14 protein-coding genes and 1 tRNA gene are annotated in these 16,250 nt (G+C 34.1%); 4 read left to right on the forward strand and 11 right to left on the reverse strand.

The features are described 5' to 3' along the window. Positions 1-24 precede the first annotated feature (24 nt). The 8 genes from ACP6PL_RS03140 to ACP6PL_RS03175 form a co-directional block, all read right to left on the reverse strand. On the reverse strand, positions 25-813 hold the full coding sequence (locus tag ACP6PL_RS03140) for a DMT family transporter (protein WP_426542457.1): 789 nt from the start codon (positions 811-813) through the stop codon (positions 25-27). A gap of 316 nt (positions 814-1,129) precedes the next feature. Continuing rightward, the gene (locus tag ACP6PL_RS03145) at positions 1,130-1,822 is read right to left on the reverse strand and encodes a PEP-CTERM sorting domain-containing protein (protein WP_426542459.1); all 693 of its coding nucleotides are present in this window, start codon (positions 1,820-1,822) and stop codon (positions 1,130-1,132) included. A gap of 586 nt (positions 1,823-2,408) precedes the next feature. Next, a tRNA-Glu gene (locus ACP6PL_RS03150) sits at positions 2,409-2,481 on the reverse strand. A gap of 110 nt (positions 2,482-2,591) precedes the next feature. Continuing rightward, a complete protein-coding gene (locus tag ACP6PL_RS03155; RefSeq protein WP_426542461.1) occupies positions 2,592-3,722 on the reverse strand; it encodes an S-layer homology domain-containing protein in 1,131 nt (376 codons plus the stop codon). A 283-nt stretch (positions 3,723-4,005) separates the two neighbouring features. After that, entirely contained in the window at positions 4,006-4,938 is a 933-nt protein-coding gene (locus ACP6PL_RS03160) for a DUF4231 domain-containing protein (protein ID WP_426542463.1), read from the reverse strand. Between the two features lie 486 nt (positions 4,939-5,424). Beyond that, complete coding sequence (locus ACP6PL_RS03165) at positions 5,425-6,213, reverse strand: pantothenate kinase (protein WP_426542465.1); 789 nt, start codon at positions 6,211-6,213, stop codon at positions 5,425-5,427. 28 nt (positions 6,214-6,241) lie between these two features. Then, positions 6,242-7,186: a hypothetical protein gene (locus ACP6PL_RS03170; protein ID WP_426542467.1), complete on the reverse strand. Its 945-nt coding sequence runs from the start codon at positions 7,184-7,186 to the stop codon at positions 6,242-6,244. A 407-nt stretch (positions 7,187-7,593) separates the two neighbouring features. Continuing rightward, positions 7,594-9,096 (reverse strand): bifunctional orotidine-5'-phosphate decarboxylase/orotate phosphoribosyltransferase, encoded by a 1,503-nt coding sequence (locus tag ACP6PL_RS03175; protein ID WP_426542468.1) that lies wholly within the window; start codon positions 9,094-9,096, stop codon positions 7,594-7,596. A gap of 113 nt (positions 9,097-9,209) precedes the next feature. Between ACP6PL_RS03175 and ACP6PL_RS03180 the strand changes: the two genes are divergently transcribed. The 3 genes from ACP6PL_RS03180 to miaB all read left to right on the forward strand — a co-directional run bounded on the left by ACP6PL_RS03180 (position 9,210) and on the right by miaB (position 11,947). Beyond that, positions 9,210-9,443, forward strand: a complete 234-nt coding sequence (locus ACP6PL_RS03180) for a sulfotransferase domain-containing protein (protein WP_426542470.1) — start codon at positions 9,210-9,212, stop codon at positions 9,441-9,443. A 205-nt stretch (positions 9,444-9,648) separates the two neighbouring features. Continuing rightward, positions 9,649-10,167: a sulfotransferase family protein gene (locus ACP6PL_RS03185; protein WP_426542472.1), complete on the forward strand. Its 519-nt coding sequence runs from the start codon at positions 9,649-9,651 to the stop codon at positions 10,165-10,167. Positions 10,168-10,591: 424 nt separating this feature from the next. Further along, a complete protein-coding gene (miaB, locus tag ACP6PL_RS03190) occupies positions 10,592-11,947 on the forward strand; it encodes a tRNA (N6-isopentenyl adenosine(37)-C2)-methylthiotransferase MiaB (RefSeq protein WP_426542474.1) in 1,356 nt (451 codons plus the stop codon). Positions 11,948-12,330: 383 nt separating this feature from the next. Here miaB and ACP6PL_RS03195 read toward each other — a convergent pair whose 3' ends face one another. After that, a complete protein-coding gene (locus tag ACP6PL_RS03195) occupies positions 12,331-12,768 on the reverse strand; it encodes a hypothetical protein (RefSeq protein ID WP_426542476.1) in 438 nt (145 codons plus the stop codon). Between the two features lie 676 nt (positions 12,769-13,444). Here ACP6PL_RS03195 and ACP6PL_RS03200 point away from each other — a divergent pair. Next, positions 13,445-14,206 carry a dienelactone hydrolase family protein gene (locus ACP6PL_RS03200; RefSeq protein WP_426542478.1) on the forward strand — a complete coding sequence of 254 codons (762 nt, stop codon included), beginning with the start codon at positions 13,445-13,447 and terminating at the stop codon, positions 14,204-14,206. Between the two features lie 152 nt (positions 14,207-14,358). Here the strand turns inward: ACP6PL_RS03200 and msrA are convergent, their stop codons facing one another. After that, positions 14,359-14,892: a peptide-methionine (S)-S-oxide reductase MsrA gene (msrA, locus tag ACP6PL_RS03205; protein ID WP_426542480.1), complete on the reverse strand. Its 534-nt coding sequence runs from the start codon at positions 14,890-14,892 to the stop codon at positions 14,359-14,361. 624 nt (positions 14,893-15,516) lie between these two features. Further along, positions 15,517-16,250, reverse strand: a 734-nt coding sequence (locus ACP6PL_RS03210; protein WP_426542482.1) for a phage tail protein, incomplete at its 5' end; no start/stop codon positions are given.

A 16,250-nucleotide genomic window follows, 5' to 3' on the forward strand; every position in this document is an offset into this window, starting at 1 on the left:
CTACATCGCTCTATTTAGTATACGCTATATATAGTGTCTTTGCGTAAGTCCTGTAAACATTAAATGACCACTCAAAGTAACGATCGCCGATAGAAAACCACCAACCCACATAGGAGTCCAGTTAAGGTTAGTATTATCTCCCTGCCAAATAAATAAACTAAGAGTAGATAACCCTAAAGCTGTAGCAAAACTAATCCAAGTAAATGGGACTGGATGTATACCTTCAAAAGTTTTTTGTGCATTGACAGTATAGAGAGCATAAGCAAGTCCGGAAGCAATACCAAAAATTACTCCAATTCCGTTGTAACTATCGGATGTTGTCTGAGTATAAGGAATAGTCAGAAAACTACCAACTAACACAACTACCATTATCATCCAGCGAAACCTTGTAGGGGGAATACCCAAAAATGCCCAAGAAAAAAGCGAAGTGAATATTGGATAAGTAAAAAATAGGGTTAAAGCAATTCCAGTTTCAATTAAACCGATAGATACATAAAGTAGTGCTAAGTATAGAAACATCAACACTCCACCAAGGAGTGATCGCCCCAATATAGGACGTGCTTCATTATTTCCTAATCCTCTAATATCTTGCCAAGTAAGCGGGTAAAGTTTTGTCGCGAAGGATGCCATCAACGGAACTACTAATACCATCCGCATAAACATTAGTAAAAAAGAATTCTGTAAATTAGGTATAACAAATCCACCTGTGGGAAAAATCCCTAAAATTGTTTGTTCATTGAAGAGAATTCTGACAATGACATTTTGAAAACAAAAACAGAATGATGCTAGTAAAACAATAATAAAACCAAACATATAGCTCAAGTCAGAAGTTTGAAGTCAGAAGTTAGAAACCAGAAGTCAGAATTTAACTTCTGACTGTGATTATATTTGATAATGTCCTAACAGTAATGGCGACTGCTATAAATAAATAAATAAATAAGACTTCGCTCTTCAGGGCGGGGTTGAAATAAAGGGCAGTTTTCGGACTAAAAAAAATAGTAGTCTATACTATACTATAAATTTTCTTAGACTCAATTAAATCATTTTTTTTACTGCCAATAAAAAAATGCTATGTCTTCTATAAAAAGGCATAGCTCCATGTGAATAATTTAATTTGAGCTTGTTATTTTTACTTGCGCTTCAAAATAGAAGCACTACCAAATGTACCTAAAGCTAATAAAGCTAATATTGAAGTCGGTTCAGGAACAGGAGTTAAGTTTATATTATCAAAATTAACATCACCAGAACTAGAAATAAAAATCTGAGTAATATTTTCAAAACCTTCTATTGATAAAGTTTTAAAAGGTGAGGATATATCGTTACCAATAGAATATTCTGTAAATTGACCAAGCACTGGCATTGTAGGGTCAAATGTTGTAGAAATTAAGATTTTAGTATCATCAGTTGTATAACCATCAATTGCTCTTTCATTATTTCGTAATTGATAATCTAAACTTTCTAAATTAAATTCACCACCATTTTTTGAAGTGATAAATACACCTAAAAGTCTTAAATTTGTGGGATCTTCTGAGTCAGAGCTAAAATGTTGAGCTTCATAACTATTACGAGCATGAAAATGTCCTGTTTCACTAAAAAAAGCTTCGTTAGTACCTATTTTCCGTGTTGAAAATGCTGCTACATTAAATCCCTTTTCCATAAAACATTCAGCTTTAGTCAACGGAGAACTACAGGTATTGACATCGCTAGTATATATTTCTGCATCGAAAGTAATTGTTGCTGCTTTAGCTTCTGCACTACCAACTAAAAGCATAGCTAAAGTTGCAAAACAACCAATACCTGTAGTTTTCAATTTTTTGAACATAATATTATTGATGCCTAATTTCAGTAAAATTATGATGAGATATTAGCATCTATAATTTTGAGAGTATAAGTGTCTTTACATAATATTTATCTATGACAAAACGTCATATTTTATAGTAGTTAAATAATTTTCTTAAAAAAGCATATAATTAACTTTTCATGTATTTTTTTGTTCTTAAAACAAAGTAGGAACGTGGTATGGAAAATTCCTACAAGGGTTGTACTTTTTAACTAGGTAGGTTTAATTAAACATTAAAAAAATTGTATTGGCGAGTTCAACGAAAAGCCTTGACGTAAGGCCAATTAAAATAGTACAGATGGTGGGGATAGGTTATAGTTGAAAATTTAATGGTCAACCTAGGATAAAATGAACCTGCCCTAATACAGAAAATTAGGCGTGTCAGTTCAGTAAAGTCAGAATTTAAAACTTTTTGCTTGAGGATTACTGTAGATTAATATTTTCAATGATATAGAGATTTAGTAACCAAACCCCCACTCCTCTTAAACTAGATAATTATTTGATATCCAAATGACAAAAAATTAAAAGGATGACAATAAACTAAGTATTGTCATCCTTTATTTTTTAATACCCCCAAGGGAATTCGAATCCCTGTCGCCTCCGTGAAAGGGAGGTGTCCTAGGCCTCTAGACGATGGGGGCTTAGTTCTTTCTTTTCACTTTTACTAATTTAGCGAATCCCTAGATAAATGTCAAGGGGTATGAAAAAAAAAATTTCAGGAACTATTTGGTCATAATTCAGACTAACATTCTCACTTTGCTTGCAAGGCCATCTGAGCGGAGATACCATCGTTCTGGTCTCCAAAATACCATAAAACAGCAGCAGCTTCAGCCCGGCTTACTGTCTTATCTGGCCTAAATAGTCTAGTGTAACCAAAAACCCGGCGAATATTAGAAAAATCATTCTCGGCATCTGCCAATACTGCCCTCAAAGCGGCAGGGTCAATTTTAGAAGTATCTTGAAAATCCCAAGCTGCCTTAACTTTCTCTATTGTTGCTTCTGGTAATGGTTGCCGAAAATCTAAAGGTACTTTCCAAAGAATTAAATCCTCACGAGTTAAAAAATCATCTGGGCGAAACTTAACCACATTAACATCCCCAGATAAAGGACTAGGAATTAAACCTGATTCTGCCAAACCTTGAATTACAGCAAAGTCGGGGTCAGTTTTCGGCACATCTTCAAAAATAGGTTTTTCATTTGCTCTAGCTAATCGGATGTGTTTAGCAGGATTATTAGCAAACATCTCATTATTTCCATTTACTAACCATCTGGCATATACACGGCGACTGACAAGATTTTGAGGTTTAACTAAAATATTCGTTGCATTAGGGTTATCTTGATTTTTAGTTTGTTCCTGCTGAAATACTCCCAGTTTGGCCAAATCTGCAATGTATGGACGTAATCCTGTAGGGACATCCCTGAGAACTTTTTTTAATACAGGAGACTCTAAAGGTGTGGGGGTAGGTGCGGGGGGTATACCATCAGTAGGGAATGGTGTTGGTGTCGATAGTGCTGCTACTGCGGGAGTAGGTAATTCTTCGGGCGATACTGTGAGATTAGGCAATGGCTGAATTTCTGCTTGGGGAGTTGCTGGTAAAGTTGAGGTTGCAGAAGGTTCAGATTTCTCAAGTAATTCGGAGTCAGGAATTGGGGAGATTTCTAAGGGCACATCACTCTGAGCTTGTACTGTTTTTTCTGGTTGTTGGTTGTTTTGAGTAGATGTTTGAGTTAACTGGTTAAAGGGAGAATTATTTTTTAAGTGGGGATCTGCTGCAAAAATTTTCTCTAGCTCTTTACTTGCCGAATTATTTGCGCAACCACTAACAGAAATCAATAAACAAATAGTTAGACTAACAAATATCGCAGGTTTACTTAATAACATAATTCATAAAAATAAATTTACTTAGTATTTCTTGGGGAGAAAATAAACACCTCCCAACAACCTAAAAACTATAAAAGTTTATCATTATAAATTGATCTAGGAATTTCCATAAAGAGTGAGGTACAAAATTCTAGGTTTTCCATAACACCTGAACAGGAAATAAGAATAAAATTTTACCTCACCGTGACTGAGAAAAGCTATAAGGTAATCTTACAAATAAGAAGACTAAATTTGCGAGTATTGGAAACTTAATTTAGCCATTCTATAAATTAAAAATTAAATTTTAAGATTTATCTGATGGAAATGGGCTATTTGACTTTCCCTTATTTTCTTTCTCTTCCTCTAACGGTTTTTCTTCTCCTTCCTCTGCTCCTTTCTCTGCTTTTTCTTGCTCTTGTAATTGCTTGAGATGGATAGTATTTACCTGATTAATAAATTTAGCCATGGCATCTCTTGTCATTCTGTAACGTTCTTTTTCTTCCGCATTACGAGGAATTCTATAACCTGAAGTTACTCCTAATACAAATTTCTTTTGTTCTGCTTCTAAAAGTTCTGTAGCTCGATTAGCAGACAACCAATTGTCTTCAAAAGGAAATGAAGTTGAAAGACTAGCAACAATAGAAGCGATCGCTGGAAATATTACAGGTAACCAATTCAGCCAAACTGGACCTGTATCTAATTTATCAACCAGAACTAAAAGCGGAGTCACTCCAGAAAAAATTATTGTTACTATTTGCAATAGATAGTAAAGAAATCTTGATTCTATACGAGTTTTTTTGTAATCTTCTATTAGCTCTTGAGTATAACTTAAAGCTGTTTCTACTCCTTGCATTATCTGTGTACTTTTTGGAGAGTCTTCTAGTTGTGACGAATTTATATATATGGCTGTTTTCCTAAGTACATTATAATCATTTAGTTTTTTAGTATAGTTTCTCTTTAATTCGCGATTAACAGGGAACAAGAAAATAAACAAACCAATAGAGACTACTAAAATGATAAATAATTTAAGCTCCCTTGGGAAGAAAAAAATTGTAATACCTGAAGTAATAGCAATGACAAAAGATAGATATGCAAGTATTCTCAATAATGGCAATATCCCCGGGTTAGGTGGTTGAGAATTAGAGATATCTATCAAGGATTTTTTTGACTGAGAATCAATCATTTCAAAACTTGTATCAGAACTCGTCATACTTTCCTTTATTTCTAAATTTGCCATGGTTTAGTTAGTTTATTCAATGACTATTTGAAAATACACTATTTTTGGTAGAACAGTCAATATAAAACAAAACTGCTTTTAAAGTATCTTATCTATTGTTTAATTAATCCTTCATAATCTCAGAAGACTAGATACAATATTAAGAATAATTTTGGAGATGAATTTAACTATTACCAAGAAATTTTTAACATTAACTGGATACCAGTATTTTTAGTATTTTCATACGTTAATCAAGAAATTTATTGCCTTATAAAAATAGTCATTCTAAAGATGATTATTCTTAATCATTTATTTTGACTAATTAATGAAGCTTGATATTACAATACACCTCAAGAGACTAAATAATTAATATTTACAGAACTTCAGAATTTTTGACTTAGAAACTTAACTTTTACTTTAGCACTATAATTTTCAGAGAATATTTATAAATAAGATAGCTAGAGTAATTTAATGATACTAGGTTATGGGAAGCATTTTTCACCTAGTTTAGTTTAATATTTGCTGCCACATTTTTGACATTCCCCAAAAAATGACATCGGGTGCATCTATAAGAGTTGCCGCTAGCTCAGGGAATAGGGTTGTGAAATGACTCGATAGTATAGGGCGATCGCCTCCAGTCAAGACTATTTTACTGTCAGGAAATTCTTCTAGCCAAGATACAACATAATTTTTCATACCCGCCAATACGGTATAGATGACCCCACTTTGAATTGCTGTTGATGTTTGTTTTGCCCACCTTGGGGGTAAGTCTACAGGTATATCAATTGATGGTAACATAGCTGTTCCCTTTGCTAAAGATGATAACTGCAACCTTAGCCCAGGTAAAATAGCTCCTCCCATTATTTTTTTTTGGACATCAGCACCAGTAAAGGTAATTGCTGTACCAGCATCTATAACTAATATAGGCCAACCCAAGTTTGTACCTGCACCCAAAACAGCTAAAGCTCTATCTATTCCCAGAGTAGGATAAAGTTCTTGGAGTGGCAACTTATCTAGGGTAATCATATCAGATTCAGGATAAGTTTGCCAAAGTGCTGTTTGTTCGGGAACTACTGATGCTATTAACAAAGGCATCCCATAATTGAAGTTTATATTTTCAGTTTCTAATATACTTTTAAGTAATTCTTCCATTTCCTCAATTATATTAGGCTTAATTACCTTTTCTTGAAGATGGTGATTATCCCAAGTATTCTGAAGTTTTGCACCCACAAAATAACCAAAATGTAACCGGGAATTTCCAATCATTAAACCTAGCCATTTTTGATTTTCGTACATAGAACAATCTATATTAATTTCTAAGTTTTTATCGCAGTCCAACACCTAAACCAAAAGTAGATATAGCAACTGCTCTATTTTGCATATTAAAAACTACTTTAATTCCTGTTTCATCGGGATTCATCCACTTATAAGCATCCTTAATTTTATCCCCTTCTTCCTGTTCATCTGGCACTACTTCTTCCCTATCAACTAAACCCCGCTGAAAAGCACTAGCATTAATTTGCATTTCCCTTGCTTCTATTGATTTTTCAAAAGCTTCTGGGTCAAATTCTGTATCTAATTCTCCTTCCTTTCTCAGGATATTTCTAATTTCTTGATATGTCATTCCTAGCTGCAATTTTTCATACTTTTCTCGCGTAATTGAATAAACAGGTTTAGGTTGATTCCAGAAAGGATTACCAAAATTATAAGTGTTCATATTTTTGGTTCTAATAGTTACCACTTTCTGATTAGAATCAAAAATTATAGTCAAGCTTGTACTATCAGGATTAAGCCAAATATATTCAGTAGTATTATAATTAGTTAAAGGATTATCTCTAGTTGGCTGTTTTGTTCCTCGACTCCCAATAATTTTTGTTACTTCATCATAAGTCATACCAACTTTTATATTTTCAATATTTAAACTTGTAACTACTGGCGGTTCTCGATTTATTCCTAAGCTATTAGTATTCAAATTTTGAGCAGATAATTTAATTAATTTATTCTCAGAATTAAATACGGCAATTATCCCTGTTCCATCATTATTGAGCCAGCGATAAGCTACCCCAAAATTTTCAATATTCGGACTATTATATTGTGTATAAATTTCACCTTCTATACCTAATATTTGCTTGACTTCCTGATAAGTCATACCAATTTTTAAATTGTCATAATTAGCTTCTGTAATTCGATTAGCAAAAACTGGCTGAAGGTGTATAGGTAAGACATATATCAAACCAGTAATAATTGTTGTTAATAAAATTTTTTTCATGGTTATTATATGAATATTGGCTAAATTTGATTCAAGTATAAAAGTAGCACTAATGAAAATTATTATAAATTGTAAATAATATTCTTAGGGAATAACTTAATTGGATAAATTTTATCAAAATAATTAGGTCTAATATTAAATCCGCTTACTTTGGAGGTGGGAGATTCTAAAAAGAGGCAAAAACTTGAAGTTTGATAGGAGTTTGGTCACCAAATATCTACTATATTGAATTGTCCTGATAGTACCAGATTTGATATAATCTACCCTTTTAAGACAAAATGTTTTTGTAGAGTTGCTTAAAATCCCAATTACAAAAATAACTTCTAACTTCTGAATTCTGACTTCGTTAAATTCTGTCTTCCTTCTCTCCATCGTAAATTACTAGATTTAGATAACTACTATAGAGTTTAATGATTATTTTTTAGGATCTTAAATTGTTCAGAATTAATCTTATTAGATTCATATAAAGTTTGAGAAATTTCTGTCAAAGTCAATACTGAATGACCTCGATATCCAGAATTTTCTAGCTTCTCTTTTACTCCTCGTTCGTGGTCAATAAAAACAACAATATCCTCTACTTCTAATCCCACGGATTTAAGTTTCTCTGCTCCCTTAATTACACTATTGCCACTAATCATAATATCATCCACAACTACAATTTTTTCCCCTGCTTGAAAATGCCCTTCAATTAATCGACCAGTACCATGAGCTTTTACCTCTTTGCGAGGAAATATCATCGGACGTTCTAGACGTAAAGCTAAACCTGTTGCAGTGGGCAATGAACCATAGGGAATACCTGCAATTCTATCAAATTCTAAATCTTTGAGAATCTCAGCATAAGCAGTAACAATTTTATGAAATATTTGGGGAATTGAGATGATTTTTCGTAAATCTATATAATAAGGAAAAATAGCTCCCGATGCTTGTACATGGTCGCCAAAAATAATACAGCCAATATCATAAAGTTGTAGGATTAAATCTCGGTGAGGTTCATGTTGTAAAAAACAAACATCTGGCAACCACAATTCACAGGTAGGACTACCCTCAACTACTTTAAGACGTTTTTCATTAATAGTATCTCTTAAACTTTCAATTGCAGTATTAGGTTGTGCAGCACCTAATAATTTTGGTGGAATTGGTAAAAGTAATCCTTCACCATTAATATTCAAACCAGCAGCTAAAATTTGAGTTAAATCTTCTGGATTAGCAATATCATTTTCTTCTGCTATATTTCCCTGAATTAATATTAGTCTTTCTGGAGCAGCTTGCCTGATTTTTGCTAGTATATCTGGCATTATTCCTACTTCTAAACCTAGCTGTTCAGGAGTTGCCCAACTTTGAGATTCCTCTACTAATTTCAAATAAAGAGGTTGTTTTTGATTAGGATATTCTTGTAATAATGCTGCTGAAGGATTTGCTGTGGCACAAAGTAGAAATACGGCTTTACCTGGATAAAGTAAAAAAGGTGCAATTAAGTCAAGTCCTGTATAGGGTGAAATTGTACAAGCATCTACTTGCCAATCTGCAAATATAGTCTGAGCAAATACTGTGCTTGTGTTTAGGTCAGCGTGCTTAGAATCTAAGATAATTGGAATTTCAGAAGGAATAGTTTTTATGATTTGCTGAAGTAGTTGTAAACCTGGTATGCCAAAAGATTGGTAATAACCTAGAGAAAGTTTATAAGCACATACATATTTTTCAGTTTTAGTTATTAAAAAATAGAGCCACTCACACCAATATTTAATTAATTCTTGATTGTCTTTTTCTGGAGGGTTAGCAAATAAATATTTGTTAGGAAAATTTTGATCGACAACTTCTGGGGGTAAACTTTCTATATCTGGATCTAATTCGAGGTAAAGTAAACTTTGATTGTATTCTATACTGGTCAGTAATTTATCAAAAAAGTGCATAATAGTTTCTCCCTATCTTTTGATAATTCATGTAATTATTATAGTCATTTTAAATATATAGTATAATTACTAAAATTCAATTCCTACAAATTACTTAGGAAAACTAGATAATTATGGTATACCGCAAGTTATTTCTGGTCGGTTGTCCCCGTTCTGGCACAAGTTGGTTGACGAAAATGATTAGCCGTCATCTCAATATTGTAAGAGTTCCATCAGAAAGTCACGCTTATTCTGTAATTTACCACTACTTTACCTATTTAAAAAAACAGACGCTGAAAAAAAAGATTGAAATCAGCAGGATGGGTTATGAAATATTATGGTTTGAAGCCTTTGTTATTCGGAATTAAATCAGAATATCTATGGCAAGGAATTTTCAAGAATTATCAGATATACAAAAAAAAGACAGATGCAATAGGGCTTTATAATCTAGTAAGTTATACAGAGCTAGAAGAATTAATAGCAAAAGTTTGCTCTGGTTGAGAAGATGAATTAACAAAAGTCAGAATATTAATTCAATTAATGTTCGATCGCTTTTTTAAAAACAATGGAGGAATGGAAAATAATATTCTTCTAGAAAAAACACCACAACATTTTCGCTATATTGATGTAATTTTAAATCAGTTTCCGGAAGCGAAAAGTATAGAAATTATTCGAGATGGGCGAGATGTTTGTGTTTCCTACCAAGCAAGATCCAAAACAGCGCGTTGGGCGAGACAAAGTACAACAAGCATGATTAAAATATGGAAAAAAGCTATTGAAACAGTAGAAAAAGTAAAAGCAGACCCAGAAATAGGCGATCGCATCTACTCAGTTCGTTATGAAAATCTCCGCACCGATCCGCAACAAGAACTGAGCAAAATTTTTGATTTTATTGGTTTAGATTACGATAGCACTCTAATTGATAAAATTATTGATACAACAGATATTAGTAAAGTAAAAAACAAAGGAGAAGGTAAACATATTCGCCAGGGTTCTATTGGGGAATGGCAGACTCGACTTTCACCAGAAGATATTGGTCTTTGGGAAGAGTTAGGAGGAGATACTTTAGCTCGTTTAGGCTATTCAATTTAGGGTTAAAAAAAATTAAATTAGTAAATAAAAATTGGGAGTTTCAGCCAACAAAAAGCAATGTATAATATGAAGTATTGTCTGCTTATCTTTAAGAAGATAGCTAACGATATGAAAGATAAATAATATGGTTTTAAAATTTGTTAGGAGTTAGAAAAACTAACTAGATTTTGAAGCATTATATTTAGGTTTTTTTGAATCTAAGACTATGTAAAATTTATGGGAATAATAGCACTATAGAATAAGCAGATAAAGATAAAAATCATAGTCGGAAAAGAGCATCTCAAAAAAAGGGTAAGTTCAGTAGAATGAAAATTTCTCTATCCATAGTAAAAGCTTGATGCGATCGCCAAAAGGAAAAAATGAAACAAACTATGATATAATATTAAATCCTTTGTATACTATCATTTTATTCTAATAGTTTATTATGAATACAAATACTAATCGCTATCACATTACCACTTTCGGCTGTCAAATGAACAAAGCCGACTCTGAACGCATGGCAGGTATCCTAGATAATATGGGTCTCATCTCCTCAGATGACCCCAACGAAGCCAATATCATTCTATACAATACCTGCACTATTCGCGATAATGCTGAACAAAAAGTCTATTCTTACCTGGGTAGACAAGCGAAACGCAAACACCAACAACCAGACCTCACTCTTATTGTTGCTGGATGTGTTGCTCAACAAGAAGGGGAAGCACTATTGCGACGAGTACCTGAACTAGACTTAGTTATGGGGCCTCAACACGCTAACCGTTTGCAAGACTTATTAGAACAGGTATTCAATGGCAACCAAGTAGTCGCTACTGAACCCATTCACATTGTAGAAGATATTACTAAACCCAGACGGGATAGTAAAATTACTGCTTGGGTAAATATAATTTATGGTTGCAACGAACACTGTACCTATTGTGTTGTTCCTGGTGTAAGAGGTAGAGAACAGTCTCGCTATCCTGAAGCTATTCGCGCTGAAATGGAAGAGTTGGGGCGACAAGGTTATCCAGAAATTACATTGTTAGGGCAAAATATTGATGCTTACGGGCGTGACTTACCGGGAACAACACCAGAAGGACGCAAAAAACATACATTCACAGATTTACTTTACTATGTGCATGATGTACCGGGTGTGGAACGCATTCGTTTTGCCACAAGTCACCCCCGCTATTTTACAGAACGTTTAATTAGAGCCTGTGCTGAGTTACCCAAGGTTTGCGAACATTTCCACATACCGTTTCAGTCCGGAGATAATGAATTATTGAAGGCAATGGCAAGAGGTTACACCCATGAGAAATATCGCCGAATTATTGATAAAATTCGCGAACTGATGCCAGATGCTTCTATTAGTGCGGATGCAATAGTAGGTTTTCCTGGTGAAACTGAGGTACAATTTGAGAATACCCTGAAGTTGGTAGATGATATTGGGTTCGATCAATTAAATACTGCTGCTTATTCTCCCAGGCCGGGAACTCCAGCGGCTTTATGGGAAAATCAATTGAGTGAGGAAGTGAAAGCAGATCGCCTGCAACGCTTGAATCATTTAGTGGGTGTGAAGGCAGCAGAGCGATCGCAACGTTATATGGGTCGCACTGAAGAAATTTTGGTTGAAGACACAAACCCTAAAAATTCTGCTCAAGTTATGGGTCGTACCCGTGGCAACCGTCTGACATTTTTTGAGGGAGATATTAATCAGTTGAAGGGTAAGTTAGTAAAGGTAAAAATTACTGAGGTACGTCCGTTTAGTTTGACTGGTGAAGTAAAGGAATTTGTGGCAGTCTAGAAGTTGTAAGGGTATGTTTAATAAATAAGATTTATATTCTGATAGTAAAGCTATACTTTCACAATTTTGATGAATCGCTGAAATAAAATAATAAAAATCTTTTCTAGTAAAACATCCCTAATGTAGAGATATTTAATATTTTATCCAATATCTCTGCATTAATTTGTGGTATTTTTTTTGGTCAGTGACAAATATAATATAAGTTGCACCCAGATAATTGGCTAATTTTTTTAGATACAGAAACAGTTTCTTTAATTCAACAATAAATTTTTTGATGAACAATAGCCTATAAGCTATCACATTAAGTCTTAATAAATTACAAATAAAGCCATAATAATCAACTGCTATTTGTAAAAATTTTTCTCATAACAGTATTAGTAAATCTACTGTCCTCTGTAAGTTACTTGTTCTTTCTTCACCACCATTCCGTTTATAGCCATACTAAAATGAGTATTGTCTATCATAAAAGTTTTACTTCCATCAATAGCTAAATATCCTTGTTCGCCACTGACAGGTAATTCTAAAAGTTCATTAGGATTTGATTTCGCGCCAGCTACTAAAGTTAATTGACCATTACTATTACGACAAATATTGGCAAAATAATTTTTAGATTCAAAGTATTTTACTTCAGACCAATTTTCTCCTTTTTGCTCACAAATACGCCATTCCTGACGAGATGCTTGAGCAAGTAACATAGATTTGTTATTAGTTTCTCCAGGAGTAGATGCTAAAACTTTAGCTGAAGAAGTTAATAATACAAATGTACTAAGTGTAAATACTCCCAGTTTTAAAAGTTTTTGATTGACCTTAGATAAATTCATAGCAAACTCCTTAATAAGATGTAAAATTAGCTCAATATTAACAAATCAAATTCTTGTTTTGTAACAATTAGTAACAATGAATCTAATTAGTTTTTTCATTGCTTTTTAACTTTCTAATCTTATTATCAGCTAAAAATAATCAAATATCTACCCAGAAAATACTGAACTTTTATAGATAATTTTTTGAAGACAAATTGCCTATAAAGTAACTCGCTGAAATTAGCTAGACTCTAATGTATATCAGCAATACACTCTTTCAAAGCCTAGATATTTTTCAGCAATACCCACTAATAAATTACCGAGAAATTACGGAACTTTGCTATTTTTCCTTGTCAGTTACAGTTATTCAGGAAATATGACAAATATTAGAACTATTAGGTGACTCCAGTATTCTCTATTCCCTATTGCTGAAAGTATTATCAGAGAACTGTTTTTAACCTATCGCCTACTACTTATCATTAGTTATTTACCACTACTAGGAAAAGTTAGTCTGTCATACTAGGTTGACAAAATAAAGTTACATATTCTTGATTTATAAATAATAATCAATAGGCAATATGGAATATAAATTTGTAGCAAATATATAAGTCAATTCTCAAGAAACGTTCATCATAAACTTCAAAAAAGTAAGGTAGTGTTGTAGAAACATTCTTGGGTACAACAATGGAGGTAATAGGTGCAAATTACTAAACGTAACGTTAATTTAATCGTTGATGACAGTTTAATGCGTGTATATGTAGCAACCCCCAAAGCACCAGGAACTTACCCAGGTATTGTATTTTACAGCGATATCTATCAGTTAGGAGGCCCAATAATTCGTCTAGCTAACTATTTGGCAGGATATGGTTATGTAGTAGCTGCCCCAGAAATTTTTCATCGAACTGAGCCAATAGGTCTTGTTATGGGGCCAGATGACCTAGGGAAGATGCGGGGTAATGATAATGCACGTCGAACAGCAGTGTTTGAGTATGATGCTGATACACGAGCTGTAATTGAATTTCTCAAATCAGAAAGTTCTATTGCTGCGGATAAAATAGGTGCTATGGGTTTTTGTATTGGCGGGCATTTAGCTTTCCGCGCTGCCTTTGAGAAAGAGATAAAAGCTACAGTATGTTGTTATCCTACCGGTATTCCTATTGGGAAGTTAGGTAAGGGAGTTGCTGATACTATCAAACGAGTTAGTGAAATTGCAGGTGAGATACTTATTGTCTTTGGTAGTCAAGATCCTCATACACCAGAAGGCGATCGCCAAACTATTATTCAAACTTTGGAGCAGAATAGTATAACTAACCAAATTTTCTTATATGAAGCAGAGCATACTTTTATGCGTGATGATGGTTATCGTTATGACTCTGTTGCAACTACTTTAGCTTGGTCTGAAATTATACCTTTCTTGAATCGTGTATTTGAGAATAAGGGAGTAGGGAGTAGGGAGTAGGAGGAAATAATAGATTTATCTAGGGCGATAATTGATTTATTTTTTTATTAGAAATGTCTAATAGATATCGCCATAATTATATTAGTCTTGTCTAAAAGCTTTGTAGGAAGGTTCTATGGAACCTCCCTTTTTAATTAAAATAGGATAACTATTTAGCCAGATACTTTATCCGGAAAATATTTCTTGAGTTTTTGTAACTTTGGCGGAATTGAAAATACACAATAAGGTTGATAAGGATTCTTATTAAAATAGTTTTGATGATATTCTTCAGCTCTATAATAATCCTTCAAATCAACTACTTCAGTGACGATGGGATTTTTAAATGTATCATTATTACCCAAAGTGGAAATTACTTCTTGAGCAATATCTTTTTGTTCTTGAGAATTACACATAATAATTGAACGGTACTGAGTACCAACATCATTTCCTTGTCTATTTAGTGTTGTCGGATCGTGAGTCGCAAAAAATATCTCTAATATTTCGTGCAAGGATATTTTCTCAGTATCAAAGGAAACTTTGACAACCTCAGCATGGCCAGTTGTTCCAGAACATATAGATCTGTAGTCAGGATTCTTTGTATTTCCTCCAGCATAACCAGACTCTGCTTCTTTTACTCCTGCTACAGAGAGAAAGACAGATTCTACGCACCAGAAACATCCGCCACCTAATACGATTGTATCTAACATTATTTTTGTCTCCAAACTTTGGCTTTAATTTGCATTAGATATTCATTGTAAACTGATTAGAGAGCAATAAGTTTTCAATTAAGATACTCGTGAGGCTTTATTCAACAAACTGTTAGTATATATCCGTAGGATAAACTAAACAAAACCTCTGAAAATTTTGGTTTTATGGGAAGCAAACTATATTTCTCAAGCTGAACTAAATAATTTAAGTTTTTTGGCTTTAACCAAAATCTCTTTTATTAGAGAACAATTAACCTAACAAGCAAAATTTTTCAATTGATTTTGGATAAATCAGGTATATAGCATTCGCCAAGGCACTTAGGACATAAAGGAGAAACATAGTACTCGCCTCAATAGAAATGGTCTAATGATTTTATACTTTTCTCTGTCCTAACCGCTCTGGCAGTTGCTATAAAAATTTATTTTTAATTGACTACATACATCATCCTTCTAAAAATTTGCATGTAGAAAAATTCCAATTTTTCACCTAAAAAAAACCTTGCAAGTTACTAAAACCTGCAAGGTTTAATTATTAGTTTGTTGTGATATGTGATGAGTTGAAATCACCTATCATATTTTTCTTAGCAGAAATCTACTAATCACAGTTTAGCTTTATTAGCTATCTTATGAATCAGCAAATGCCAATTCTACAGGTTTTCCTATATTGCTTGCTGACAAGGATTGAAGTGTCACAATTCCGTCTTCGACCTGTAAATTTTCACCATCCACAACTGCATTAGGCACCTCATCTGCAGGTATAAAATTACCGCTACCAGTAGGGAACTCAACGAACAATGTACCTGTGACATTATCTGCTGGATTAAGGAGACGACCAACTGGAGCAATGTTAACTAAATTAGGTAGTCCGAAGTTGTTAACTCCATCACCTCCAAACTCAGTACCCACCACATTAAACAAGTCACCATTACCAGCGATCGGCAATAGTTGACCCTCAAGAGAGAAGAAACCAGGTGGCACAGATAGACCAGGCCATAAAACAATTTCTCCTGTTAAAAAGTCTGCAGGAGCATTATCTCCAGCAATTATGTAGCCAATAGGGAATGTTGCGATACCAGCACCAGGAGGACCAGCAGGACCTACCGGACCAGCAGGACCAGCAGGACCAGTAAGACCTATCGGACCAGCAGGACCAGCAGGACCAGGAGCACCAGTAGGACCTACCGGACCGATTGGACCAGCAGCACCAGGAGTACCAGCGGGACCGATTGGACCCACAGGACCGATTGGACCAGCGGGACCAGGAGCGCCAGTGGGACCCACAGGACCGACAGGACCAGGAGCGCCATCTAATCCCGGAGTACCAGGAGCGCCAGTGGGACCGACAGGACCGATTGGAC

The organism is Dapis purpurea BLCC-M126 (genome assembly GCF_050015975.1).
In the GTDB taxonomy this organism is placed as follows: Bacteria; Cyanobacteriota; Cyanobacteriia; order Cyanobacteriales; family Microcoleaceae; genus Trichodesmium.